This is a genomic window from Polynucleobacter sp. es-GGE-1 (assembly GCF_018882005.1).
In the GTDB taxonomy this organism is placed as follows: domain Bacteria; phylum Pseudomonadota; class Gammaproteobacteria; order Burkholderiales; family Burkholderiaceae; genus Polynucleobacter.
The window spans coordinates 33,111-57,531 of the sequence record NZ_JACVPE010000007.1 but is presented as its reverse complement, the minus strand read 5'-3'; the positions used below and the strand labels follow the sequence as shown (position 1 = coordinate 57,531).

Here is a 24,421-nt window from a genome sequence, read left to right as displayed (position 1 = left end):
AGCCTGCCATTACTGCCATTACGAAGTGAGATCAAACATCCCTAATTGATGGGAATATAGGTCTGAGGTTTATTGAGATCGTAAAACTGCACCTCTTTGGCATTGGGATCAATCTTCTTAAAGTCAAACGCCAACACATTGGTGCTTTCAAACATCTTGACGTAATACATCCGATTTTTATTATCAGCAACCACAGACCATTCTGTAATCTCAATACCACCTGCCCCCCCACCATAAGCATTGCTTGCAGGCAAACTAATCGCACCAGGAGGAATATCAAAGCTACCCAAAATATGCCAAGCGGTATTGGTATGCTGCGCAGTCGAGTAAGTGGTTGGTACGGACTTGGTTAAAAATAGCGCTCGAATAAAACGACTCGGACTGAGGTAGTCTCCCGGTAGGCCATGCAAACCGCTACCGGAGCTTGGTGGAACAAAACTAGCGCCATTAATTACCAAAGCATTGCGCTCTACATTCGTCAGATTTGCGTAGTTACCAATATTGTTGAGCTGCTCTCGAAAGGCAGGATCATTCGTCATCACCCCAGTTAGGTTATCGGTCATCACTAACTCGCCTTTTAGATACTCAATGACTAGGCTCTTACCCATCGCATCATGCAAGGTCATGCGGACAGGTGCCGATTGATTATGAAATGCCGGAATGAGGGAACGATTCACCAAAATCTTCGGAAAGCCGGCTTTGACTTCATCAATCGTTGCATAGTTGGTCAAGGCATAAGTGAGCATCTGCACTGACGCAATACTCTTAGCGGAATCGGCTGCTGGCACCGCCTGAAATACTGCGGTATTGGGAGCATTAAGTAAGCCACCGACCAAACCTTTTTCATTCATACCATCAACGAGTACTGGCAAACCCAAACCATTCATACCAGCGGCGGTATATTTAGCCGTCCAATTGAGACCTGTACCGGGTTTGCTATCCACACCCACACCTTGCATAGCCGTATTTTTAGGAATGAGGGTGAGCTGCGACTTGAGCGCTAAACCAAACTCCATCGTTCTGCCATACACGTAACCGTTGTCATTGCCTTTGAGCAAAAAGCTTGTACAGGCATTACTAATGAGAGGAGTCAATGCCAAAGAAGCGCACACGCTAGTGGCGACGATTTTCTTGGTGAGTTGATTCTTCCAACTTTGTTTAACTTGATTTTGCACAGCTACCCCTTTTGTTAAAATGAGATAAGCAGCTTATTTTGCTGCCATTAAAAACATTCTAACTGAGGGGCGGACTAAAAAATCCAGAAATCTAGAAGATCTTCAAAATCCTAAATATTCCCCAAATCATCCAAATAATGGCTAAAACTAGAACAGTTCGGATATCTAGCTGGATCTTAAACAGACGCAATGTCTTATGGGTGCACTCAACAGAAACTTGCAAACTGAACCCTCCTCTACATAGAAAGATTTAGCGTAGAGGCTTGGGAAGACAATAGAAAGGGATCGCGGATGGTTCGGATGTAGGAAAGAAAGGAATCTGGTCCCAACTAGTTGCTTTAAGCTAGATAGATACCAAGTCAAGCCGAGTTTATTTAGTGGCTCCCAACCAATTATTACCCCCATCATCGCTGATGGGGGTGTGATTGATTTAATTTAACAGCAGTTGATTCATGCGCTTTACAAAACTCGCTGGATCATTGAGTTGGCCGCCCTCTGCCAATAAGGCTTGATCAAACAAGAGATTGGTCCAATCATCAAAATGCTGATCATCGCTTTTAAGTTTTGCTAGCAATGGATGCTCCGGATTAATTTCTAATATGGGCTTCATATCAGGAGCATTTTGCCCTGCTGCTTTGAGCATGCGTAGCAAGTTGCCAGATAGCTCATTTTCATCGGCAATCAAACACGCTGGGGAATCTGTTAAGCGGAAGGTCACACGTACATCTTTAACCTTCTCTTCTAACACTTTTTTCATGCGCTCAACTAAGTCTTTGAACTGCTTCTCAGTCTCCTCATGCTCTTTCTTTTCTTTTTCATCACTCAGACTTCCTAAATCGAGGCCACCCTTGGCAACGGATGCCAATTGCTTGCCATCAAACTCAGTGATGAAAGAAAGCATCCACTCATCGACACGGTCCGATAGCAAGAGCACCTCAACGCCTTTCTTGCGGAAGATCTCTAGATGCGGGCTATTTTTAGCTGCGTTAAAAGTTTCGCCAGTGACGAAGTAAATCTTATCTTGGCCTTCTTTCATACGAGAGATGTACTCCGCTAGGGATACGGTCTGCTCAGCAGAATCCGTCTGGGTGCTTGCAAAGCGAAGTAACTTGAGAATGCGCTCTTGGTTTACTTGATCTTCGCCAACCCCTTCTTTGAGTACTTGACCAAATTGGGTCCAGAAAGTGCGATATTTTTCTTTCTTAGCCTCATCGTCGCTATTGGCCAATTCTTCGAGCATGCTCAGTACTCGCTTGGTAGCACTTTCACGAATGACTTTAATGTCACGAGACTCTTGCAAGATTTCACGAGAAACGTTTAGCGGCAAATCAACCGAATCAATCACACCCGTGACAAAGCGCAGATACATCGGCATGAGCTTTTCAGCATCATCCATGATAAAAATGCGTTTTACATAAAGCTTGATACCACCGCGCTTATTACGATCCCACAAATCAAATGGCGCTTTGCTAGGTACATAAAGCAGTTGGGTAAATTCACTTCTACCCTCTACGCGATTTAAGGAATAGCGCAGCGGATTCTCATAATCATGTGAAAGATGCTTATAAAACTCGTTGTACTGCTCTTCAGTAATGTCTGACTTATTGCGAGCCCAAAGTGCCGAAGATTGGTTAATATTCTCAAGCTCATCTTTGATGACTTGCTCTTTTTTATCCTCATCCCACTCTTCTTTGCGCATTTGAATCGGCAAAGAGATATGGTCTGAATACTTGCGAATAATGGACTTGAGCTGATAACTATTGAGGAAATCATCTTCGCCTTCGCGCAAATGCAAGATAATTTTGGTGCCGCGTTGTGGCAGATCAATTTGCTCAATCGTAAATTCACCAGAACCATCCGATTCCCAACGCACACCATCAGCGGCAGGCAATCCTGCACGACGGGTATCTACCGTGATGCGGTCGGCAACGATAAAGGCCGAATAAAAGCCCACACCAAACTGACCAATTAAGGCAGCATCTTTTTGCTGATCACCTGAGAGCTTGGAAAAGAATTCTTTCGTGCCAGAGCGGGCAATCGTACCCAGGTTACTAATCACCTCATCGCGGCTCATGCCAATACCATTATCGGTAATGGTGAGGGTTCTGGCAATCTTATCAAATTCCACTTTGATCTTGAGCTCTGGATCATCGCCATACCAATCAGGGTGAGCAATGCCTTCAAAGCGCAATTTATCGGCAGCATCTGAGGCGTTCGATATAAGCTCGCGCAGGAAAATTTCCTTATTGGAATATAAGGAGTGGATCATCAACTGCAGAAGTTGCTTTACTTCTGCCTGAAATCCTAAGGTTTCTTTAGTAGCAACAGTCATTTTTAGAATCCCATAAAAATATGAACTTTTAGGTATTTGGGGGTGATTTTGCTAATTTCAAGGGGCCGTGCAAGATCACTTAGGCCGGCTGGTCACCTTGCAAGGTAATTCTGAGCATTAGCCTTTCAAAGCCGTGATAGTCGTTAATTGGGTTGTGCAATACACAGCGGTTATCCCAAAGCGCAATGGCATTTTTAGTCCAAGAAAACCGGCAGGTAAATTCAGGCTTGATTTGGCGCTCAAAGAGAAAGTTCAGTAAAGGCTGGCTTTCTTCTGGGCTCATCCCTTTGATGCCAATAGTATGAGCAATATTAATAAATAGGGATTTCTTACCAGTTTCAGGATGGGTTCTGACAATGGGATGCTCGGCTAGTAGCACTTCATTCGCTTTTGCGCTGCCATCATTTTTGATGCGATCTTCCCGCGTTTTAGAAACATCTGCCTTAGCTGAACTGCTAATACCAATCAGACCATCGAGCAATTGTTTCATCGTGCTAGATAAGGACTCATAAGCCAAATACTGATTGGCAAACATAGTGTCGCCTCCGTAAGGCGGAATTTTTTGAGATAGCAGCATGGAAGCCTTGGGGGGAACCTTGAGATAGGTAGTGTCCGAATGCCAAATACCACCAAAATTGACTTTCTCATGTTTTAATTTTTTCACTTCAATAATCATGGGGAATTCATTGAGCCCTTTTACAAAAGGATACTTAATGGGCTTACCTATTAAGCGAGCAAAATTGAGAAAATGTTTTTCGTCAATATCTTGATTACGTAAAAAAATTACTTGGTGATCTAAGAAAGCTTGTTTAATCGAATGAATTTCTTCTGAAGAAAGTTTCTGATTCAAATCGATGCCGCTAATCTCTGCACCTAAAGCACCAGAAATTTTTTTGATCGTTACATTAGCCATTTAGGGACCCCATCATCACTGCATAGAAATCGAATAAAGGAATGATTTCCCCATTCTTTATTTCTCAATTACTTTGAGTATACTGATTCAAATCAACCAGTTATGCACCTGCTAAAGGAAATATTACATGAGATTAGGAATACTAAAAAAGGTCATTTTCTCTGTGCTACCTTTCCTTTTTATTGGTGGACCTATCTCAGAACTGCGGGCAGATGAGTTCCCTAGCAAGCCCGTGAAGATTTTGGTTCCGCAGACACCTGGTGGCGCTTCAGATGCCTTAGCAAGAATTGTGGCTCAGAAATTAGGTGAAAAGTGGCAGCAATCGGTAGTGGTTGAAAATCGCCCAGGCGCTGGCGGTAATGTAGGAATGGAGTTAGTCGCTCTCGCACCTGCAGATGGCTATACCTTGCTGATGAGTTACGCAGGTTCTCACGCTATTAATGGCGCGCTTTATAAAAATTTACCGTTCAATGTGGAACGGGACTTCACCCCTGTAGCTACGCTTGCAGTTTTACCTTTTGTCCTCACCAGCAAACCCAACGCACCTTTTAAATCAGCCAAAGAATTAGCGGAGATGGGTAAAACAAAGATCTTCACTTTTGGCTCTGCCGGTAATGGATCAGTCAATCATTTGCTTGGCGTAATGTTCAATACCACTGCCGGCATTAAGATGGAGCACATTCCTTATAAAGGCGCTGCTCCTGCCATGCAAGATTTGATGGGTGGACAAATTGATATCGTATTTACTAGCCTACCCTCGGTTGCAGGATCAATTAAGTCTGGAACTCTGCAAGCAGTTGCTGTGACTAGTGGTGTGCGATCCAAAAACTTTCCTACCATTCCAACTATTGCAGAATCGGGTTTTAAAGATTTTGATGTCACTCCCTGGTTTGGCTTATTTGCTCCAGCAAAAACGCCGCCCAATGTCATTCGCAAAATCAACCAGGATGTAGCGGAGGTTCTGCGAAATCCTGAAGTCATTGAGAAATTTAATTCGCAGGGTGCCGATCCTTTCATCACGCAACCCAACGAATTTGCCTTAATCGTCAAAAAAGATATTCAGAAATGGGGAGAAGTTGTCAGAACCTCAAAGGCGCAGATTGATTAATAAGCTAGGTTCAGATTAGTTGCTTTTGTTTTTCAAAGCTTCTTCTTGCTAAGTCATTTGATTTTGTATCCCAGCCCTCTTGGATTACCAAGCATGCAACAATCGGCATCGCATGAATCAAGGTATGTTTTGCTTTACTCTGCAGCACAAAGGCATCAAAACTAATTTTTTGTAATAAGATCATTCGAACGATAAGCTTTGAACCATAAGCCAAAGATGAGGGTATATGCTTTCCGCGCAAGATAATGCATTTCTGGTCACTAGTGAACCCAATACGCCGATGGGTAATTATTTACGCTGCCATTGGCATCCGGTAGCTCTTTCAGAAGAAGTAGCAGCGCCAGATTGCCCTCCTATTCGCGTCAAGGTCATGGGTGAAGACCTATTACTATTTCGGGATACCAATGGCAAAACCGGTTTAATCGAACCGTTTTGCGCCCATCGTGGCGCAGACCTTTTCTTTGGCAGAAATGAAGAGTGTGGCATTCGCTGTATTTATCATGGCTGGAAATACGACATTCACGGTAACTGTATTGATATGCCCAATATCCCTAAAGATGCTGCCTATCATGGGAAGATCAAAATTAAGGCGTATCCCACGCAAGAGTTTGCTGACATGGTTTGGGCTTATATGGGTCCTGCAGACCTACAACCCAAAGACGTTCCTCAACTTGAAGTTGGCCTTGTTCCCCCTAATCAACGCTATGTCACTAAACGCTTAATCGAGTGCAATTGGGTGCATTCGATGGAGGGTGCATTAGATACTGCGCATTTCTCGTTTTTACATATGCCAGCCCCAGCATTTCTCAAAGACGACACTACCAATATTGCTGCTGATGAGAAACGCATCCGCTGGTTGCGCAATGACCCAGCCCCCCGTTTTAAGATCATTGAACATACCGTGGGCTTTCTCATTGGTGGCGCTAGAAATGCTGATCCAGGAGATCACTATTGGCGCCTTACTCAATACATGTTGCCAACCCATTCCATCACTCCTTCAGCAATGCCCAATGAAACCTACTATGGTTACTCTTGGACGCCCATCGATGATCATCATTGTTGGATGTATGTCTATGCTTGGCATCCAGAACATCCCATTCCTGATGAAGAACGCAAAAAATATATCCAAGGTGGTTATGGGCAATTTGCAAAACTAGGCCCAGGCTATGTCCCTCTGCGCAACCGCAGCAATCAATATCTGATGAGTCGTGAAGAGCAAAAAACAATTACATTTACCGGAATTTCAGGAATTGCTGAGCAAGACCAGATGGCTCAAGAAAGTCAGGGCTATATTGTTGACCGCACCAAAGAAAATCTATCACCTACTGATGTTGGCATCATTCGTTTTAGAAAAATCTTATTAGAAGATGCGAAGGCTTATGCCAATGGCAAGAAACCGGAGTCTCCTCACCTGCCTGATGAATATTGTCTACGCGGCGGTGGAGCACATACGAAAGCCAGTTTGTCCTTAGAAGAAGTAATGCAAGAGCGCTTTGACTCCACCACGGGAAAGGTTCATGATGCCAAGCACTAATATTTTTACTGCACTTTTTTTTAGTCTGATTACCTGCTTCTTCAGCACAAGTAGCTTTGCCCAAAATTATCCCAATAAACCCGTGACAGTAATCGTGCCTTTTTCTGCTGGCAGTGCTAGTGATGTGGTAACTCGTGTATTACTGGATAAGGTGAGTAACAATACTGGCACCCGTTTTGTATTTGATAATCGCCCGGCAGCAGGCGGTAATGTTGGAACTGCAGCGCTGGTGCGAGCCGAACCAGACGGCTATACGATTGGAATTAGCACCTCTGGCCCCCTGGCGATTAATAAAATCTTAAATCCAGATCTGGGTTACGACCCTGAAAAAGAGATTCAAGGCATCGCTGTGTTTGCAGTGTTGCCAAATGTGATTGTGGTGAGCTCAACCCTCAATATCAATACTCTTGGTCAGTTAAATGACTATGTACGAAAAAATCCTGACGTAGGTTATGGTTCTGTTGGTAACGGTAGCTCTCAGCACTTAGCTGGTGCCTACTACGAACAACTTGTTGGTGCCAAAATGTTGCATGTGCCCTATCGTGTTACCGCCAATATGGTGACTGATTTAGTAGCTGGTCGCGTTCCAACGAGTTTTCAGTTATTTCCCAATGTTGTTGGACAAATTAATAGTGGCAACGTCAAAGCACTAGCGGTTGCCTCTAATAAACGCTTAGCCGCTATTCCCGATGTGCCCACCGCCGCTGAAGCGGGCCTCAAAGGCTATGAATCTGCTGCTTGGTTTGCGCTCATTGCACCCAAAAACACCCCAAAATCTATTGTGGATAAACTCAATAAGGATGTGAACCAAGCCTTGTCTGACCCCACAGTGCGTGCGAAGTTTTCAGAGCTTGGGGCAGAACCGATGATTGGTCCACCAGAAGATCTCAATAATTTGATGGCATCTGATATTAAGAAGTGGACTGCGATTATTAAAAAGGGTGGTATTACTTTAGAAAAATAATCTGCAGGCGGGATTACTCTTTTTTAAGTCCAGCCGACTGCACTACTGGTCGCAAACTAACGAGTTCTTTGGCAATAAATCCAGTGGCGGCAACTCCCGTGAGATTGGTAATGGGCTGAATGGATATTGAGTTTAATTTTTCTAATAACTCTGGGTTTTTGAGAGCCTTAGTTGTCGCCAATATCAAGGTATTATTCACTTGAGGCGACAGACCCTCAGGTGCTGAGACAATATTCCATAAAGCCGCTTGGAAATCTTTTAAGCCCGTTACCTCATTTACGGTCGGCACATCAGGAATCAAAGGAGATCGCTTAGAGGCCGCAATTGCAACAATTCTTAACTTTTCAGCACGATGTTGTTGAATTAATGAACCTAATGTGTCAACCGTCATATTGACTTGATTGCCAATCAAAGCAGGGATTGCTTGCGCGCTTCCTCTAAAAGGAATGTGCTGGATATCTAGCCCGCCTAATTCATACTTCAAGCGCTCTCCGACAATATGCAAATACGTTCCCTCTCCTGCTGACCCATATTGCAACTTGCCTGGGTTGATACGTGCATATTCAATGAACTCTTTCAAGCCCCCTTTGGTTGTTGGGCTTACTGCAAACACAATAGGCGCATCCCCAACCACGGCAATTTCTGTAAAGTCTTTGATGGAATCATACTGAGGCTTTGGATTAATTAAGCTGTACAGCACATGAGTAGAAGCAGTTCCAAATAACAAGGTATATCCATCTGGGGCGCTGTTTTTCACTTCTAAACTTCCAATTGCGCCACTGGCTCCGCTTTTATTATCGACAACTACAGGTTTTCCCAATTGAGTCGACAAAGCCTGTGCGTACTGTCTTGCAAATTGATCGGTAGGACCACCTGCAGGAAACGGCACTACTAAACGAATTGGTTTAACGGGGTATGTAGAAGATGGGCCTGCGGTCTGAGCAAAGCTCGCCGAGACGGCCAAATAAGATACCAACACCCATAACAGCGATTGCATCAATTTCATTACGATCTCTTATAGTTTTCCGTCATTCCAATTTTCTGCTGGCATCGGCGGCTCCGCAATAAAGCCAGCCGATTTAATGGACTCAATAGCGCAGTATTCATCTTTATCTGATGCATCACCACTAATTCCAACGGCGCCAATTGCTACTCTGTCTTGATTCACAATCAACACACCGCCTGGGGTAGGAATAAATCTGCCACCAGATGCAGCTGATAAAGCTGCTTGAAAACTAGGCCGATCAGATAATCTATCTCGGATAGTTCTAGTTGGCATTCCCATCCCAAGAGATGCCCAAGCTTTACCAATGGCAATATCGTGACGCAAGATACCACAACCATCTTCTCTTTTAAAAGAGACTACATGCCCACCAGAATCCAATACCACCACTGCCAATGGCAAAAGTTGATGTTTTGAACGCAATCTTAGAGCCTCATCAATGATCCGTTCAGCATCAGCTAAAGTAAGACTTGAATGATTTGCAATGAGCTTTTCAGCCATGGTTTTTGCTCCGGTTCACTAATTACTTTTATTTTTTAAAGCTTCTTCTAGCTGGGTAATTTTATTTTGCATTGCAGCCATCTTGGCATTGAGCGCGCCCACATTTAAGAAAGTTTCATCCGCTACAGGCGCTTTGAGGTTATTACCCCAACCTAGCCAAGCTGAGTCATATACTTTGACCTTCTTAAAGCCTAAAGTCTTTAATACCACTGCCGTTTCAGCAGCGCGCACCCCGCTTTGGCAATACACCACTGTCTCTTTATCAGGATCGAGATTGGCATACAGTTTTTTAAGATCTGTTTGATTTTTCAGTGCCATACCGGAGTTATCAGCAACCTGTTTTTTACCCAACTTAATCGCGGTCGCCGGATCTTGCCAGTTGTCCTCAAAAGGAATATTGATGGAATTGGGAATATGGCCACCGCGAATAGCTCTGACATCTTTGCCCGAAAATTCATCGGGAGTTCTGGCATCAATAATTTGTACTGACTTTGATTGAGCAATCTTGAGCATCTCCTCATTGCTAACTACTAACTGAGGCTGAGCTACTAGTGCGACGGATACCGGTGGTAAGGCTTGGCGCTCTTTTTGCATTGGTAAACCCGCTTGCTTCCAACCATCAATGCCATCGTGATAAATCTGCGCATTTTTTCCGCCAAAGTAATTGATAGTGTACAAACCAAAATAGGCATAGGGATTGCCCCGCGCACCATAAACTACAACATCTTTATTCACATCTAATCCGGCACTGTTAAAGAGCTTCTGGATTTGTTCTGTAGGAATGTAGTCTTCCTTATTTGGATCGCGAAGTGTGCCGCCGACTTCACCAATATTGATTGCGCCTGGGATGTGGCCTTCTAAATAACTCTTTTCATCACGCACGTCCCAAATGATCGCACCGCGCGCAACTGCCTGCTGCATCTGATCGGTTTGGATAATGGCTATTTTTTGCTGAGCAAATGCCAGGGAAAAAATAGATGCCAATACGATTGCTAATAATGATTTCACTGTACTTCCTTTAATTAAATAGATTTAAAAGCCCACATAAGGGATAACAAATAAGCAGCGCCAAAAATACCTTGTATCAGAATAGCATTATTTGAATTCCCAAAGGCTTTAGATGTAAAAACTTTTGACCATTTTTTATTCAGAAAATTCAATGGTCCCAGATGCTCCAATTTAAGGAGGGTGGCGATGGTTGGGTCCAAGAGATTGGATACTTTCTGACTCCCACACCTAGTCGGCTCCAGATGTAAGCAACTAGAAAAATAATAGTGACACCCAGTAATACTGTGACACCAAGATGAATAAAAGTCGCATGGGCCTGAATCATAATGAGCGGGTTTGCACCTGCGGGCGGATGCACACATCTCACCACCAATAAGATGCCGATCGTTACTACTAAAGCAATAATGTAGACCCAAAAGGCATCGCCAAATAATTGATAAGCCAAGATGCCTACTAGGCTACTAATAAGATGCGCGCCAAAGACTGCTCTGGGCTGCGCAGCCGGGGCAGTAGTCAGAGCAAATAAAAAAAGTGTGGTGCCGCCCAATGAGGCTAACAATAGTGGGGAGTTGGTTTTTGTCACCCACAAGGCAAGAGAAATCGCGACAGAAGATCCGAGCAATACCCAAAGCAAGCGCAGCAAACGTGTTTTCATTGCCTCATCATAAGCGCTTGATCAAAGATAGCCTAAAGCGCTTTTGCTCAACGAGAGCCAATAGCCTCTTCAGTAAACTTAGCCACTTTCAAGAAAGCCTCATCTGCTTTGTAATTGCCCATCAGCTGAATACCTAAGGGCAACCCATTGGCAGACTTACCTACTGGAATATTGATTGCCGGAATCCCTAAAAGACTACCTAGGGCGCAGAATGAAGGATCACCGGTCCAGCTCAAGCCTTTGGGGGCTTCACCAGTTGCTGGGGCTAATAAAAGAGCATCAACGTCTTTGAATAACTCACCAACAGAGTGACGTAATTTGCTTTGCACTGCTAAGGCCGCTTCATATTGCGCCTGGGAATATTCTGCTCCCTTGGTGGCGGTCTCTTTAATATTTTCACAAAGAAGTTCTTGATTATTTTCCATGTGTTTTTGATGAATGTGCGCAACATCAAAGCCCATGATCGTTGGCATTTGATCAATGCCCTCCCAGTATTGCGCAGGGATCTCCATTGTTTTTACGCTCACGCCAGCCTGCTCTAACTTTTCAACTGCGAACTGCAGCGTTTGCTGTTGCTCGGCGCTCATTAAGTGATCAAACGGTGTTTTAAGTAATGCTATTTTGGGCGCATGCGCTAACTTCAAATCAGGTATGACAATTTGGGCTGTTTTGGCACTGCCATCTTTGAGCAATTGAAACGCAAAAGCGGCGTCCTCAACAGAGCGAGTAAAAAATCCAATGTGATCTAAAGAATAAGCAAACGGGTGGACACCTTCTTTGATGATTGATCCAAAGCTAGGCTTAAAGCCCACCACGCCACAAAACGCTGCCGGACGCACAATCGAGCCTACTGTCTGAGAACCGACGGCAAGCGGCAGAATACCGGCAGCTACTGAAGCGGCAGATCCACTAGAAGAGCCTCCTGGGGTATGTTCCGAATTCCAAGGGTTCACTGTTGGCCCTGGGGTTCTCCATGCAAATTGGGTCGTCACGGTCTTACCAAAAATCAGCCCGCCCAATGCCCGAATTCTTTGCACAATCGGCGCATCTTCCTGGGGACGATGATTAGCGTAAATTGGTGAACCATTGGTGGTGATTAAATCTTGGGTATTAATAATGTCTTTAATTCCAATCGGAATACCTGACAAAGGTCCAGGCGCAATCGCCTTTTTTAAATCCTCTAAAGTGTTTCTGGAAACAAAGGCTTTTAAGTTAGGCTCTAATTGATTGGCTAGCTCAAATGATTGCGTTAACAAAGCTTGTGGGTCAAGTTTGCCTTCGCTGATCTGCTTGACCGCTGCAATTAAACCAAGGGGTTTGCCCTGTTGCTCACTCATATTCATTTCCTAATGTTTTGCCAATCCATGATCAGATCTTCAAAGAGCTGGGTGGCGTCAGTAATGTTGTCGACATAGCAAAACTCATCGGTCTGGTGCGCCATCTCGGGTTGGCCAGGGCCTAGAATCACTGTCGGGGGGTTGCCAATGACCGGCTTTAAGGCTGAAGCATCAGTAAAGTACGAAACCGTTTTTTCAACAGGTCGCACGCCATTGATCTTTTCGCAGCGATCAAACACGCTTGCCATCCAAGGATAACTCGCAGGGGTATAGACCCCTTCGATATCAATAATAGTATCGAGACGCACAATCGGCCCCAATGCTTTGCAAAGACAACCGTAGATATGGGCATGACTTTGCCCTGCCACTGTCCGGATATCTAAAGTCATTTCAGCGGCATCAGGTACAGAGTTAATATTTAAACCCGCTTTCGCAGTGCCTACGTTTAAGGTGCCCTGGCCCATCAAGGGATGCGCTGGTGTATCAAAGGTAAATTTCTCTAAAGTTAATGCCGCATTGGCTAACTTATAAAAAGCATTCTCACCACGCTCTGGCATCGATCCGTGCGCGGTAACGCCTTCGGTTGAGGCCTTGAGCCAATAAGCCCCTTTATGACCGATGAGAGGCTCGTTGGCAGTAGGCTCAGCTACTACAAAAGAGCCTGCTGGTCCTAAAAACTCGAGGATCTCTTGACTGGCCGCTAAATGAAAGGCGCCTTCACAACCTGTCTCTTCGCCTGCGGTAATAATCAAACTCACACCGCTACCTGCTTTAGCAGCCTGGGCAGTCTTCATCGCTGCCACCACAAATGCAGCAACACCACTTTTCATATCACTAGAGCCGCGACCAAATAATTTGCCATCTTCAATCAGGCCGGCAAATGGCTCATGCTTCCATGAGCGGGCGCCTAAGGGAACAACATCCACGTGGCCAGTAAAGCAGATGCTGGGATTGCCAGCGCTGCAAGATCCAATTTTGGCAACTAGACTCATACGCCGCGGAGCAAACTCAATTTTGCGACATTCAAAACCGGCAGACTCTAAGATCGATGCGAGGTAATTACAGACTTGGTCTTCATTACCCGGGGGATTGACTGTATTAAAACGAATTAACTCTTGGGTTAATGCAATCGGATCAGGAATAGTCATTATCTGTTTTACTCAAACTGAAGTGGTTAAGGGTGTTTAGCCAAAATAAGCCGCTTGGACTTCTGCATTTTCAGCCAGCTCAGTAGCGCTTCCTTGAGCAACCACCTGCCCTTTAGCAATCACATAACCTCGATGGGCAATCGCTAGGGTTTGGCGCACGTTTTGCTCAACGAGTAACACGGTGGTACCCATTTGATTAATCTCTTTGATGATCTTGAAATTCTCTTTTACAAACAAAGGTGAGAGCCCTAAAGAGGGTTCATCAAAAATGAGTAGTTCGGGAGAACTCATTAGACTGCGGCCAATCGCTATCATCGCCTGCTCACCACCAGACATAGTTCCCGCTAATTGATTAGCGCGTTCTGCCAGGCGTGGAAATAAAGTCTTCACCCGCTCGCGGCGCTCTTGTATGACTTTTTGATCGCTCACGAGATACGCACCTGCCGAGAGGTTTTCATCAACCGTCATCCGCGGAAATACCCGGCGACCCTCAGGTACGCAAGCGATACCTTGTTCAATAATGCGATGGGTGGGCAGATGGGTGATATCGGCGTCGTTAAAAATAATCTTGCCACGATTGGCTGGCGTTAAACCCAAAATTGAACGAATCAGGGTGGATTTACCAGCGCCATTAGCACCCAAGATACACGTGATCTGTCCGCGCTCGACCTTGATCGATACGTCCTCTAAGACGTCAATGCGATCGTAGGCTGTATAGATGTGATCGATGTCTAGTAAGGCCATGATTATTCCTGCCCCAGATAGGCAACCTGAACTTCACGGTTACTCACAATTTCTTCATAAGTGCCTTCGGCAATTTTCTTGCCGTAGTTGAGCACAATGCAGCGCTCAGTCATACGCTGAATCAAGCTCATTTCGTGCTCAATCAAAATAATCGTAAATGGTTTAATTTTGCTGCGGACCTGCAAAATATCATTCATGACCTCTGCAGTCTCATCATGGGTCATACCCGCTGATGGCTCATCTAATAACAAGAGATCAGGCTCACTGATTAAGGCTCGGCAAATTTCAATCCGACGCCGATCAATCATTGGCAGACTAGCTACAGGCTCAAATATTTTGGCTGCTAGTTTGGGGTTAAACGTTAATAGCAAAGCGCTGACTTGCTCGACAACGCGGTCATACTCTTTTTCAAATCGATCGCGGGCAAACAAGTTAAAGATCAGTCCGGTATTTAGCCTGCGATTATCGCCAATCGCGATGTTGTCAAATACCGTCAAAGGCAATGACAAACGGGAGCGCTGAAACGTTCTCGTGATCGCATGCAGGTAGACTTCTTGCGCAGTCGCATCGGTGATATTCTCGCCCCGAAAACTCACGTTCCCAGAGCTCGCGCGATATAGGCCCGTGATGACGTTAAAAAAAGTGGTCTTGCCTGAACCGTTTGGACCTAATAGACCTAGGACTTCACCTTCATTGACATGCATGGTTAGGTCATCTAGCGCAGTAACACCACCAAATCGCATAGTCAGGTTGTTGGCTTCTAAAATTTTGGCAGCATTCATCGTAGCGCTCATTCTGACTCTCCCACCTTCTTGCTTGGGAAGTAGTTCCGAATTCTTCTAGGAAGCAGGCCATCTGGGCGAAAGAGCAAAATCAAAATCACCACAATGGCATATAACAAGAAACGGTATTCCTGAATAAATTGCAGCTTCTCTGGGAGAATGACCACAATGGCTGCCGCTGGAATAATGCCCCAAGGATTTCCAATGCCGCCCAAAATCACAATCGAGACCAAAATGAGCGAGTCTGCAAAAGTAAAGTTATTGGGCGCGACATAAGCTGTCATCATTCCGTATAGGGCGCCTGCAAGGCCGGCCAGTAAATTGCCAAGAGTAAAGGCGACGATTTTCCAATGCGCAATATTGACCCCAAAAGTTGAGGCTGCAATCTCATCGGTGCGCACCATATCCATACTCAAGCCTATCCAGGAGCGCTCTAAATTTCTGGTGATACGAAAAGCGACAATGAGCAAAATCAAGGCGATGAGCAAGTACGGAATATAGAAGGAGAGTTCAATTCCTCCAATCTGAATACCTTCAGAAAGATTCCAACCAAAGATTGTCAGTGGCGGAATTTTTAAGCCTTGTGGTCCGCCCAAGGTATCGTTCACCTCTAAAAAATTCCGGAACAAGATTCCAAAAGCAATCGTCACTAAAGCGGCGTAATGACCTCGTGTTCTGAGCACAGGGTAAATCAAGATTGAGCCAATTAAGGCAGAGACAGCTGCCGCAATAAACAAGACCAGTAAATGAGGCACTGCTGTATGGGTAGCCAAGACTGCTGCGGTATAGCTGCCAATGCCAAAAAAGGCAGCGCCCGCAAAATTAACAATCCCCACATAGCCAAACTGAATGTTTAAGCCCAAACACACTATGGAATAAATCAAGACCGTTGCCAACATCAACAGTGCAAAGTGGGAGTTATAAAACACCACCATCGCAATCAAGACACCAGCCACAGAGGCAACTGCCGGAAAATGAGGATGTTGACTCACTGCATTAGCAAGGCGATCCATCAAGCCCATCTTCTTACCCACTACGCTTGCGATAAAAGCGACGGCCACCAAAATACCTACTTCTAACTGGTTTTCAGCACCTAACAATAAGAGGCTATAAATGAGGAAAACAATAAAACTGGAGATCAATAACTTCATACTTACACCCGCTCACTTGATTTTTCAGAAATCAAGCCGGTTGGCTTTAATCCCATGATGATGATGATCACCGTAAATGCAAATACATCTTTATAGGCACTAGGTACGCTAGGCAAAATCGCGGGCAACATAACCGCCCCAACCGTTTGAAGCGCAGCAAATAAGAAGCCGCCCACAATAGCTCCATAAAAATTACCTAAACCGCCAACAACTGCAGCTGAAAAGCCAATCACCCCGAGCAATAAACCCATACCGAAATTTACTTCGTTGTAATACAGGCCGTTCATCAGGCCCGCTAAAGCAGCTAGCGCTGAACCAAGCATAAAAGTAATTAGCACAATCTGGTGAAAATTAATTCCCATAATGCGTGCTGTCTCACTATCTTGTGCAACCGCCCGGATCGCTAAACCAATTTTGCTTTTGGTGATGAGTCTTTGAACGGCAATGATAGTAATGATCCCTGTTGCCAAAAGAATCAAACTATCAGAGCGCAAAGTGAACTCTCCTAAAGCGATACCATCGGTTGGCAGCAATCGAGGGAAAGGTTTTGGATTAGAGCCATTGGGATAGAACAAGCGAACCATTTCACGCAATGCCAGACCTAACATTAAGGTCACGAGCAAAGTATTAATCGGGGGCGCCTTTTGCAAAGGCAAGATGAGGTAGCGAGCAATAACAGCTCCCAAAAATGCTGCTACTGAGAGGCTGACTAAAACTAGTATCAGCAGTTGTAACCAGGGAGACTCAAAAGTTCCCGCGATGCCGATATAGGTGGTGAGGCCAGCAAAAGCCCCCACCATCAAAATATCGCCATGCGAAAACTTAATGACATCGAGTACACCAAAGTAGAGGGTAAAACCCACCGCCACAATTGCATAAATCACACCCAACATCAAACCATTGAGTAGGTACTGCAAAAAAATATCAAATGACATGCAAGCTTACCCTCTTTGACTTCTGTAAAAAATCAAAAGAGCTTATTGACCTAATTTACGTTGCCCCTTAGCGTACTGGCTGTCTTCCCACACCACCCACTTACCATCCTGGGCAACATATTTAGAGATCAGAGGAACGATGTTTTGACGGTGATCATCAAAACTAACCTTACCGATTACCGTTTCAACGTTTTGAGTGTTATTCAATACTGCCATCACTTTTTTACGATCAGGACCTGCTTTTTCAATTGCAGCCATGATGAGGTTTGCAGCAGTGTAGGCAAATGGACCATAAGCCTCAGGTGCATCTGGATATTTTTGTTGGTTGTACTTAGCAATAAACTCAAGACCGCCAGGTAATTTTTCCCAAGGAGCGCCTTCGATAAAAGAGAGGGAACCTTCAGAGAGCTTGCCCAAGCCTTCAATATAGGCGTCAGATTTAATACCAGAGGTACCTTCAAAGACGGCCTTAATTCCTAAGCGATCCATTTGTGTACGAATACGAATACCAATCGGTGTCAGGCCGCCAAAGTAAACCACTTCTGGTTTTAACTCTTTAATCTTGGTGAGCTCTGCAGTGAAGTCCTGCTGATCAGCTGTTACTCCAAATGTACCGAGGATTTGTCCACCATTTTTATTGAGGTACTGGCTGAAATACTTGTTATGTCCTTTACCGTAATCAGTAGTGTCATGAATGATTACCCACTTTTTATAACCGAGGCCAGTTAAAAACTTGGCAGCAACTTCGTTTTGATTAATCATCGTGCCGTTCACGCGATGAATTTCTTTGTAGTCATTGCCATAGGTAATTTCTGGAAGCACCGCGCCCCACACCATGACTGGCAAACCAAACTTGTGATAAACGTCTACGGTACTCATCGCTACTGCTGAGCAATAGTGAGTCACGCCCGCGATAATGGAGTTATCCGAAGCAATCTTGGTAGCCACTTGTACGCCTACGTTCGGCTTACATTCATCATCAGCTGACACCAATTCATATTTGTATTTCGCATTGGGGTCTTGGTTTTTGAGTCGAACCGCTAAGTCAGCAGAGTTTCGTCCACCAATACCATTGGCTGAAACGCCCCCAGTTAAAGGCCCAATATAGGCAATCTTGACAGTATCTTTTGCAGACACATTGGCAGAAAGGCCAATGACTAATGCTGCCAGCAATGTAGAAATGCGTGATTTCATGCTTAATCTCCTTAGTTTTGGTAGTACTTTTTTCCAGTGTAGCAAAGCTTTGCAAATGGCATGCATTGCTGGGCATCTTCGATTCTATAAAGGTGATTGCTTGGATTTTTAGGAAATTGACTGTATTAGTGCATGAAATGCTTAGATAGGTGCATGCACCCTAATAAGCACTCTATTGAATAGGACGCCTCAATGAAGGCATCTTCTGCCTTACTAGAATATATCTGGCTCAGGAACCGGCTTCCCAAAGCCAGTTTCCAGGAAGTCAAAATCACACCCGTCTTCTGCTTGCAAGATATGTTGGCTAAACATCCAACCATAACCACGTTCATATTGAGGTACTGGTGGTGTCCATTTGGCTTTTCTGTGAGCCAGATCCTCATCACTAATCTCTAAATGAATTTTGCGATTAGGCACATCGACAGTGATAAGGTCACCCGTTTTAATGAGGGCTAATGGACCGCCGATATAAGACTCTGGTGAGGCATGCAATATGCAGGCGCCATAACTAGTGCCACTCATGCGTGCATCCGATAAACGCAACATGTCGCGCACGCCTTGCTTTACCAACTTCACCGGGATAGGTAACATGCCCCACTCTGGCATACCTGGTCCACCTTTTGGTCCGGCGTTTCTGAGAACGAGAATATGGTTTTCAGTGACGTCAAGATTTTCATCTTCAACGGCTTTTTTCATTTCGGGATAGCTATCAAATACTAAGGCTGGGCCAGTATGTTTTAAGAACTTTTCAGCACAGGCGCTGGGTTTAATCACTGCGCCACCCGGAGCGATATTGCCTTTGAGTACAGCGAGCGCGCCCTCTTGATAGATTGCATTACTCAGCGGTCTAATAACGTCTTCGTTATGCACCTCTGCGTTTTGAATATTCTCACCAATCGTCTTGCCGGTGACCGTCATCGCGCTGAGGTTGAGATGAGAGCCCATTTGTTTGAGCAATGCAGGCATGCCACCAGCGTAATAAAAGTCTTCCATCAGATATTGATCGCCACTAGGACGGATATTGGCTATCACTGGAACTTTTCTGCTGGCCAAATCAAAATCTTCTAAGCTCACGGTGCATTCTGTACCGGCACGCCGCGACATCGCAATTAAATGAATGATGGCGTTTGTACTGCAACCCATCGCCATCGCTGCATTAATGGCATTAAGAAAGCTTGTCTTGTTTAAGATTTTTGCAGGAGTGAGGTCTTCCCACACCATCTCGACAATTCTTCTGCCACAAGCTGCAGCCATACGTGGGTGACTGGCATCCGCTGCCGGAATACTAGATGCACCAGGTAATGTGAGACCTAATGCTTCAGCAATACCCATCATCGTTGCAGCAGTGCCCATTGTCATACAAGTTCCATGACTGCGAGCAATGCCGCCTTCAACTTCGAGCCACTGCGCTTCAGAGATATTACCAGCGCGGCGTTCATCCCAATACTTCCAGGCATCAGAACCCGAACCTAACACTTTGCCTTTCCAATTGCCGCGCAGCATCGGACCAGCAGGCAAGTAAACAAATGGTAGTCCAGCAGATAATGCGCCCATTACTAAACCGGGAGTAGTTTTGTCACAGCCACCCATCAGCACTGCACCATCGATTGGATGAGAGCGAATCAGCTCTTCGGTTTCCATCGCGAGCATATTACGATAGAGCATGGTGGTCGGTTTGACGTATGTCTCTGAAAGCGAAATTGCTGGCAGTTCAATTGGAAGCCCACCGGCTTGCAAAATACCACGCTTGACATCTTCCACGCGTTGCTTGAAATGCGTGTGGCAAGGATTGATGTCTGACCAAGTATTCACAATGGCAATCACGGGCTTGCCAGACCAATCCTCAGGACCGTAGCCCATTTGCATAGCACGCGAGCGGTGTCCAAATGAGCGCAAATCATCGGGCTCAAACCAACGGGCACTGCGCAGGGATTCTTTGGTCTTTTTGGACATTGTTTTAGGCACTCGTTTGAATAGCCCTATATTAATGCCTGATATGAAGGAAAGGGTATACCTGCACTTGTTTTCTGGCAGCCAATTAATTACCCTAGCTTTCAACACTAATAGAGATATTTATTCACAAGGATCTATCAATGACTGGGCATTCCTTCTTTACTATGTTCACTAAGCTAAATAAGGCATTTCTGATTGGCGCCCTCTTATGCGCCAGTCATCTTCCAGTATTCGCTCAGTCCGAATATCCAAGCAAGCCCGTCAAAATTATTGTGCCCTTTCCGCCTGGTGGGACTACTGATCTGATGGCGCGAATTTCTGCAGAACAACTAACCAAAATATTCAAGCAAGCCTTTGTAATTGAGAACATCGGTGGTGGTGGTGGCGTCATTGGTGCTGAGAGAGCTGCTGGTGCACCAGCTGATGGCTATACCTTAGTCATGACTGGCGTGGGTCAAAACGCGGTTGCCCATGGCTTGGATCCCAATCTTAAATATGACTCTATAAAAGACTTTGCCCATATTTCTTTAATTGATTTAGGTCCTAATGTGTTGGTCGTCAACCCAGATCGTCCATTTAAGACACTCAAAGATATTGTTGATTTTGCACGCAAGAATCCTGGCAAGCTGGACTATGGGTATACCTATGCATCTTCAGGTCACATGGCAATGGAGCTACTGCGTCAAGCAACCAACACCTGCGCTGATGTAAAGAACAAAACGAACTGCAATCCGCTACCGATTGTTGGCATTCCGTATCGTGGTGGTGGCCCACTCATGAACGCCATCCTCGCCAATGAAATCCCGATGATCTTTATTAATCAAGATGCGGCTTTGCCCTATGTTGCCTCAGGTAAATTGCGCCCGATTGCGGTGAGCAGTTTGCAACGCAATGCGCTCTACCCTACTGTGCCTACCGTGGCAGAAAGTGGTTACCCAGGATTTCAGGCGCTCTCATGGGCTGGGATTAGTGCTCCCAAAGGAACACCTAAACCTGTCTTAGATAAGTTAGAGGCCGCCATGATCCAGGCTTTGCAAACCCCTGAAGTCAAACAACGCATTGAGTCAGTGGGCTTTGTGATTCCACCCTTGGGTGTGAATGCTTATAACAATTTCTTAAAGTCTGAAATTGAGCTTTGGACTACATTGATTAAGAAGTCAGGGATTAAGCCAGAGTAAGCCGAAGTAAACCTAGCTCGTACTAGTGCTCGCTTTAGTCCACCGTGATTTTTGCTTTCTCAACCACCTTGGCCCAACGACTCTGCTCAGTCTTGATGAAGGCACCAAACTGAGCGGGTGTATCCCCCACTAAAACCGCGCCATCTTCAAGCATCTTCTTAGAGTCTTCTTTTGACTTCAGTGATTTCGCGATCTCTTTTTGCAATTTATCAATCACTGGTTGTGGTGTACCGGCGGGCACGATAATTCCATACCACTGCGAAGTCTCAAATCCTTTGTAACCAGACTCTGCAATAGTGGGCACATTTGGCAATACCTTTGAACGCTCGGATGATCCAATCGCCAATGGTCTTAAGGTATTACCTTTAATCTGCCCCATTAATGAAGGTAAGCCGTTGAAGGTTGCCTGAATTTGACCGCCAATGAGGTCGGTAAGCATTGGTCCAGAGCCTTTATAAGGTACATGCACTAGATCAATTCCGGCTTCAGAAGAAAAGTATTCCATCGCCAAGTGACCAGCACTTCCATTGCCTGCAGATCCATAATTAATCTTGCCCGGATTCTTTTTGGCGTCTGCCACGAGATCAGCCAAAGTCTTGTAATTACTTTTCTCGCTCACCGCAATCACGTTCGGAACTTTTGCTACCAAGCTTACTGGCGCGAAATCTTTATTGGGATCGTAAGGAAGTTTTTTACCAAAGAGTGCAGGATTCACGGCCAAGGTTCCAACGTGACCCAATATCAAAGTGTAGCCATCGGGGTTAGCACGCTTGACCTCTTCCATAGCGATATTGCCAGCGCCACCAGGCTTGTTATCAACATACACAGATTGACCTAAGCTAGTGCTGAGGCTACTAGCCACAGAGCGCGCAATGATCTCTGAGGTGCCACCTGTAGCAAATGGCACCACTAAACGAATCGACTTTTCGGGGTAATCCGCATTGGCGAGCGAAGCGCTAATAAGCGTTAACAGAGTGAAGAGAATTTTTAACATGACTTCTTTCTACTCTAGATGCTTTGTTCTGATAAGGCATTCATCCATCAGAATCTGTTCCATCTTTAGTCGGCTTTCTCAATCGCGATCCCAGCATCTTTAGCAGTCTTACCCCAGCGCTCATACTCAGTCTGCATAAGCTTGGTGGCTTGTGCGATGGTACCTGGGCTAGGTTCAATGCCAATCTTCATCAATGCCTCTTTAGTAGCTTGGGTTTCGAGCGCTTTGTTAAGACTTTGATTGAGTGTTTGCAACACTGCTGGACTGGTTTTCTTGGGTGCCACAATTAAGTGCCAACCACTCATTATCACTGGATAACCTTGTTCTTGAAAAGTCTGAACATCGGGGGCGCTAGCAAACCGTTGACTAGTAGTAATGCCTAAGATTTTGACTTTGCCACCTGCTGCCTGCGGTAAGGCAACTGAAAGCGGGACCATCATTGCTTGCACTTCATCTGCCGCAATAGCGGTAATCGCTGGAGCCGCACCCTGAAATGGAATATGGACAAGATCAATACCAGCTACCTGATTGAACTTTTCAAAGGTAATTTGCGACGTACTACCTACACCCCATGATGAATAATTCATTTTTCCAGGTACACTTTTTGCCAGAACAACAAACTCTTTGATATTTTTAGCAGGCAACTTTGGATTAACTACCAATGCAAAAGGGAAATTGCCTACCAAGCCCACGGGAGTAAAGTCTTTAAGTGGATCATAGTTAATCTTTTTATAAACATGGGGATTAATTGCCAGACTCTCAGGTGTACCTAATAACAAGGTATAGCCATCTGGATTAGCGCGTGCCACAAACTCAGCGCCAATAAGAGTATTGGCACCAGGTTTGTTTTCTACGATCACACCTTGACCCAATTGTTCAGTCAATCCCTGCCCAATAGTGCGAGCAGAGTTATCAACATTACCTCCTGCAGTAAAAGGAACAATCAAGCGAACTGGTTTATCTGGAAATGGCACGGCATGAGTAATAGAGACAATACTCAAACTGAGCGCCAATGTGCCCAGATACTGTTGAAATCGCTTCACCTTAATACCTCCCAGAAAGTAATCCGCCAAAATGCTCAATGCTGCTATTCACTTTTGCAACTTGGAGCGCATTCCACATCGTCGCAGCAATACTCGAAATTACTGGCTTACCTGTCTCAGCCTCGCCTTGCGCCAGAATATCTATCGTCGGCATTCCAACACCGCTCACAAAAATAGCGTCTGCGTCAGGGCTATTGACTTGATGCACTAGTTGGAGCGCACGCTCAGTAGTTTCATCATAAATATTTTTAACACCAGGTAAGTGCCCGAAACTCACTACTTCAAAACCGTAGGTCTCTAATAGATTTTTGCAACGCAAGGTATTTTGCTCGCTATAAGGTGTGCCAAAGGCAATTCTTTTTGCTTTGATCTGATGCAGTGCTTTCACAACACTACCAAAGGCAGTAATGAAAGCTACTTGATATTGATCCTCTAGCTTTTGAATTAATTCAGCTTCGCCAGTTTTACCAAGGGTGTAACTACTAGCGGTATGCGCCATCGCTACCACCGCAGGTTTTACGAGTTTCAGAAGCTCAATGTTTTCAGGCAAATGATCGATTTGTGCTTGATTGCGTTCATCTTGCCCCTCAAGACTTCCAGTTTCACCATGAGCCACCATGCGCGTAAAGTGAATGGAATACTCCGGACCGGCCATCTTGATGACTTCACCTTCGGTATTGGGGTTTCCTGGTGGAATCAAAAAACCTAAACGAGGCAATGTTTTATTCATGATGACTTACTAATCTTCTTCATTTTTTCTCTTGCTCTG

At 45.1% G+C, this 24,421-nt stretch carries 23 protein-coding genes; 4 read left to right on the top strand and 19 right to left on the bottom strand.

The features are described 5' to 3' along the window. Positions 1 to 41 precede the first annotated feature (41 nt). The 3 genes from ICN35_RS06715 to ICN35_RS06705 all read right to left on the bottom strand — a co-directional run bounded on the left by ICN35_RS06715 (position 42) and on the right by ICN35_RS06705 (position 4,420). A complete protein-coding gene (locus tag ICN35_RS06715; protein WP_216125546.1) occupies positions 42 to 1,175 on the bottom strand; it encodes a linear amide C-N hydrolase in 1,134 nt (377 codons plus the stop codon). 430 nt (positions 1,176 to 1,605) lie between these two features. After that, the gene (htpG, locus tag ICN35_RS06710) at positions 1,606 to 3,507 is read right to left on the bottom strand and encodes a molecular chaperone HtpG (RefSeq protein WP_216125544.1); all 1,902 of its coding nucleotides are present in this window, start codon (positions 3,505 to 3,507) and stop codon (positions 1,606 to 1,608) included. Positions 3,508 to 3,586: 79 nt separating this feature from the next. Then, positions 3,587 to 4,420 carry a TauD/TfdA family dioxygenase gene (locus ICN35_RS06705; RefSeq protein ID WP_216125542.1) on the bottom strand — a complete coding sequence of 278 codons (834 nt, stop codon included), beginning with the start codon at positions 4,418 to 4,420 and terminating at the stop codon, positions 3,587 to 3,589. Positions 4,421 to 4,547: 127 nt separating this feature from the next. Between ICN35_RS06705 and ICN35_RS06700 the strand changes: the two genes are divergently transcribed. After that, entirely contained in the window at positions 4,548 to 5,528 is a 981-nt protein-coding gene (locus tag ICN35_RS06700) for a tripartite tricarboxylate transporter substrate binding protein (RefSeq protein WP_216125540.1), read from the top strand. A gap of 10 nt (positions 5,529 to 5,538) precedes the next feature. Here the strand turns inward: ICN35_RS06700 and ICN35_RS06695 are convergent, their stop codons facing one another. Further along, positions 5,539 to 5,712 (bottom strand): hypothetical protein, encoded by a 174-nt coding sequence (locus tag ICN35_RS06695; RefSeq protein ID WP_216125537.1) that lies wholly within the window; start codon positions 5,710 to 5,712, stop codon positions 5,539 to 5,541. A gap of 42 nt (positions 5,713 to 5,754) precedes the next feature. Here ICN35_RS06695 and ICN35_RS06690 point away from each other — a divergent pair, with 42 nt between their 5' ends. After that, on the top strand, positions 5,755 to 7,062 hold the full coding sequence (locus ICN35_RS06690; protein WP_216125535.1) for a Rieske 2Fe-2S domain-containing protein: 1,308 nt from the start codon (positions 5,755 to 5,757) through the stop codon (positions 7,060 to 7,062). Then, positions 7,049 to 8,026, top strand: coding sequence for a tripartite tricarboxylate transporter substrate binding protein (locus tag ICN35_RS06685; RefSeq protein WP_215318258.1), 978 nt, complete (start codon positions 7,049 to 7,051; stop codon positions 8,024 to 8,026). Before ICN35_RS06690 ends, ICN35_RS06685 begins: the two co-directional genes overlap by 14 nt. Positions 8,027 to 8,039: 13 nt before the next feature. On the opposite strand, the gene ICN35_RS06680 is transcribed toward ICN35_RS06685, so the two are convergent. From ICN35_RS06680 to araD, 12 genes are all read right to left on the bottom strand, one after another. Further along, on the bottom strand, positions 8,040 to 9,032 hold the full coding sequence (locus tag ICN35_RS06680; protein WP_215318259.1) for a tripartite tricarboxylate transporter substrate binding protein: 993 nt from the start codon (positions 9,030 to 9,032) through the stop codon (positions 8,040 to 8,042). A 9-nt stretch (positions 9,033 to 9,041) separates the two neighbouring features. Next, entirely contained in the window at positions 9,042 to 9,530 is a 489-nt protein-coding gene (locus ICN35_RS06675; protein ID WP_215318260.1) for a heme-binding protein, read from the bottom strand. Positions 9,531 to 9,548: 18 nt separating this feature from the next. After that, positions 9,549 to 10,538 (bottom strand): sulfurtransferase, encoded by a 990-nt coding sequence (locus tag ICN35_RS06670; RefSeq protein WP_215318261.1) that lies wholly within the window; start codon positions 10,536 to 10,538, stop codon positions 9,549 to 9,551. A gap of 148 nt (positions 10,539 to 10,686) precedes the next feature. Beyond that, positions 10,687 to 11,193, bottom strand: coding sequence for an HPP family protein (locus ICN35_RS06665; protein ID WP_216125533.1), 507 nt, complete (start codon positions 11,191 to 11,193; stop codon positions 10,687 to 10,689). Between the two features lie 47 nt (positions 11,194 to 11,240). Next, positions 11,241 to 12,530, bottom strand: coding sequence for an amidase (locus ICN35_RS06660; RefSeq protein ID WP_216125521.1), 1,290 nt, complete (start codon positions 12,528 to 12,530; stop codon positions 11,241 to 11,243). A 2-nt stretch (positions 12,531 to 12,532) separates the two neighbouring features. After that, a complete protein-coding gene (locus tag ICN35_RS06655) occupies positions 12,533 to 13,678 on the bottom strand; it encodes a M20 family metallopeptidase (protein WP_216125518.1) in 1,146 nt (381 codons plus the stop codon). A gap of 36 nt (positions 13,679 to 13,714) precedes the next feature. Continuing rightward, on the bottom strand, positions 13,715 to 14,422 hold the full coding sequence (locus tag ICN35_RS06650; RefSeq protein ID WP_215295008.1) for an ABC transporter ATP-binding protein: 708 nt from the start codon (positions 14,420 to 14,422) through the stop codon (positions 13,715 to 13,717). A gap of 2 nt (positions 14,423 to 14,424) precedes the next feature. Continuing rightward, positions 14,425 to 15,216 (bottom strand): ABC transporter ATP-binding protein, encoded by a 792-nt coding sequence (locus ICN35_RS06645; RefSeq protein WP_255535742.1) that lies wholly within the window; start codon positions 15,214 to 15,216, stop codon positions 14,425 to 14,427. Next, a complete protein-coding gene (locus ICN35_RS06640) occupies positions 15,213 to 16,355 on the bottom strand; it encodes a branched-chain amino acid ABC transporter permease (protein WP_216125515.1) in 1,143 nt (380 codons plus the stop codon). Before ICN35_RS06640 ends, ICN35_RS06645 begins: the two co-directional genes overlap by 4 nt. A gap of 2 nt (positions 16,356 to 16,357) precedes the next feature. Further along, entirely contained in the window at positions 16,358 to 17,290 is a 933-nt protein-coding gene (locus ICN35_RS06635; RefSeq protein WP_216125511.1) for a branched-chain amino acid ABC transporter permease, read from the bottom strand. A gap of 42 nt (positions 17,291 to 17,332) precedes the next feature. Continuing rightward, entirely contained in the window at positions 17,333 to 18,484 is a 1,152-nt protein-coding gene (locus tag ICN35_RS06630) for a branched-chain amino acid ABC transporter substrate-binding protein (RefSeq protein ID WP_216125509.1), read from the bottom strand. Between the two features lie 213 nt (positions 18,485 to 18,697). Further along, on the bottom strand, positions 18,698 to 20,437 hold the full coding sequence (araD, locus tag ICN35_RS06625; RefSeq protein WP_216125505.1) for an L-arabinonate dehydratase: 1,740 nt from the start codon (positions 20,435 to 20,437) through the stop codon (positions 18,698 to 18,700). Between the two features lie 140 nt (positions 20,438 to 20,577). On the opposite strand from araD, the gene ICN35_RS06620 reads away from it, so the two are divergent. Then, positions 20,578 to 21,615, top strand: a complete 1,038-nt coding sequence (locus tag ICN35_RS06620; RefSeq protein WP_255535741.1) for a tripartite tricarboxylate transporter substrate binding protein — start codon at positions 20,578 to 20,580, stop codon at positions 21,613 to 21,615. A gap of 34 nt (positions 21,616 to 21,649) precedes the next feature. On the opposite strand, the gene ICN35_RS06615 is transcribed toward ICN35_RS06620, so the two are convergent. From ICN35_RS06615 to ICN35_RS06605, 3 genes are all read right to left on the bottom strand, one after another. Next, complete coding sequence (locus ICN35_RS06615) at positions 21,650 to 22,609, bottom strand: tripartite tricarboxylate transporter substrate binding protein (RefSeq protein WP_216125503.1); 960 nt, start codon at positions 22,607 to 22,609, stop codon at positions 21,650 to 21,652. 65 nt (positions 22,610 to 22,674) lie between these two features. Continuing rightward, positions 22,675 to 23,652 (bottom strand): tripartite tricarboxylate transporter substrate binding protein, encoded by a 978-nt coding sequence (locus ICN35_RS06610; protein WP_216125501.1) that lies wholly within the window; start codon positions 23,650 to 23,652, stop codon positions 22,675 to 22,677. A 1-nt stretch (position 23,653) separates the two neighbouring features. Then, positions 23,654 to 24,382 (bottom strand): hypothetical protein, encoded by a 729-nt coding sequence (locus tag ICN35_RS06605; RefSeq protein WP_216125499.1) that lies wholly within the window; start codon positions 24,380 to 24,382, stop codon positions 23,654 to 23,656. Positions 24,383 to 24,421: the final 39 nt, after the last annotated feature.

Bases quoted from the DNA above. Each gene is read 5' to 3' on its own strand.
- htpG (WP_216125544.1), bottom strand. From the start codon at position 3,507: ATGACTGTTGCTACTAAAGAAACCTTAGGATTTCAGGCAGAAGTAAAG.
- ICN35_RS06705 (WP_216125542.1), bottom strand. From the start codon at position 4,420: ATGGCTAATGTAACGATCAAAAAAATTTCTGGTGCTTTAGGTGCAGAG.
- ICN35_RS06700 (WP_216125540.1), top strand. From the start codon at position 4,548: ATGAGATTAGGAATACTAAAAAAGGTCATTTTCTCTGTGCTACCTTTC.
- ICN35_RS06695 (WP_216125537.1), bottom strand. From the start codon at position 5,712: ATGATCTTATTACAAAAAATTAGTTTTGATGCCTTTGTGCTGCAGAGT.
- ICN35_RS06690 (WP_216125535.1), top strand. From the start codon at position 5,755: ATGCTTTCCGCGCAAGATAATGCATTTCTGGTCACTAGTGAACCCAAT.
- ICN35_RS06685 (WP_215318258.1), top strand. From the start codon at position 7,049: ATGCCAAGCACTAATATTTTTACTGCACTTTTTTTTAGTCTGATTACC.
- ICN35_RS06680 (WP_215318259.1), bottom strand. From the start codon at position 9,032: ATGAAATTGATGCAATCGCTGTTATGGGTGTTGGTATCTTATTTGGCC.
- ICN35_RS06675 (WP_215318260.1), bottom strand. From the start codon at position 9,530: ATGGCTGAAAAGCTCATTGCAAATCATTCAAGTCTTACTTTAGCTGAT.
- ICN35_RS06665 (WP_216125533.1), bottom strand. From the start codon at position 11,193: ATGAAAACACGTTTGCTGCGCTTGCTTTGGGTATTGCTCGGATCTTCT.
- ICN35_RS06660 (WP_216125521.1), bottom strand. From the start codon at position 12,530: ATGAGTGAGCAACAGGGCAAACCCCTTGGTTTAATTGCAGCGGTCAAG.
- ICN35_RS06655 (WP_216125518.1), bottom strand. From the start codon at position 13,678: ATGACTATTCCTGATCCGATTGCATTAACCCAAGAGTTAATTCGTTTT.
- ICN35_RS06650 (WP_215295008.1), bottom strand. From the start codon at position 14,422: ATGGCCTTACTAGACATCGATCACATCTATACAGCCTACGATCGCATT.
- ICN35_RS06645 (WP_255535742.1), bottom strand. From the start codon at position 15,216: ATGAGCGCTACGATGAATGCTGCCAAAATTTTAGAAGCCAACAACCTG.
- ICN35_RS06640 (WP_216125515.1), bottom strand. From the start codon at position 16,355: ATGAAGTTATTGATCTCCAGTTTTATTGTTTTCCTCATTTATAGCCTC.
- ICN35_RS06635 (WP_216125511.1), bottom strand. From the start codon at position 17,290: ATGTCATTTGATATTTTTTTGCAGTACCTACTCAATGGTTTGATGTTG.
- ICN35_RS06630 (WP_216125509.1), bottom strand. From the start codon at position 18,484: ATGAAATCACGCATTTCTACATTGCTGGCAGCATTAGTCATTGGCCTT.
- araD (WP_216125505.1), bottom strand. From the start codon at position 20,437: ATGTCCAAAAAGACCAAAGAATCCCTGCGCAGTGCCCGTTGGTTTGAG.
- ICN35_RS06620 (WP_255535741.1), top strand. From the start codon at position 20,578: ATGACTGGGCATTCCTTCTTTACTATGTTCACTAAGCTAAATAAGGCA.
- ICN35_RS06615 (WP_216125503.1), bottom strand. From the start codon at position 22,609: ATGTTAAAAATTCTCTTCACTCTGTTAACGCTTATTAGCGCTTCGCTC.
- ICN35_RS06605 (WP_216125499.1), bottom strand. From the start codon at position 24,382: ATGAATAAAACATTGCCTCGTTTAGGTTTTTTGATTCCACCAGGAAAC.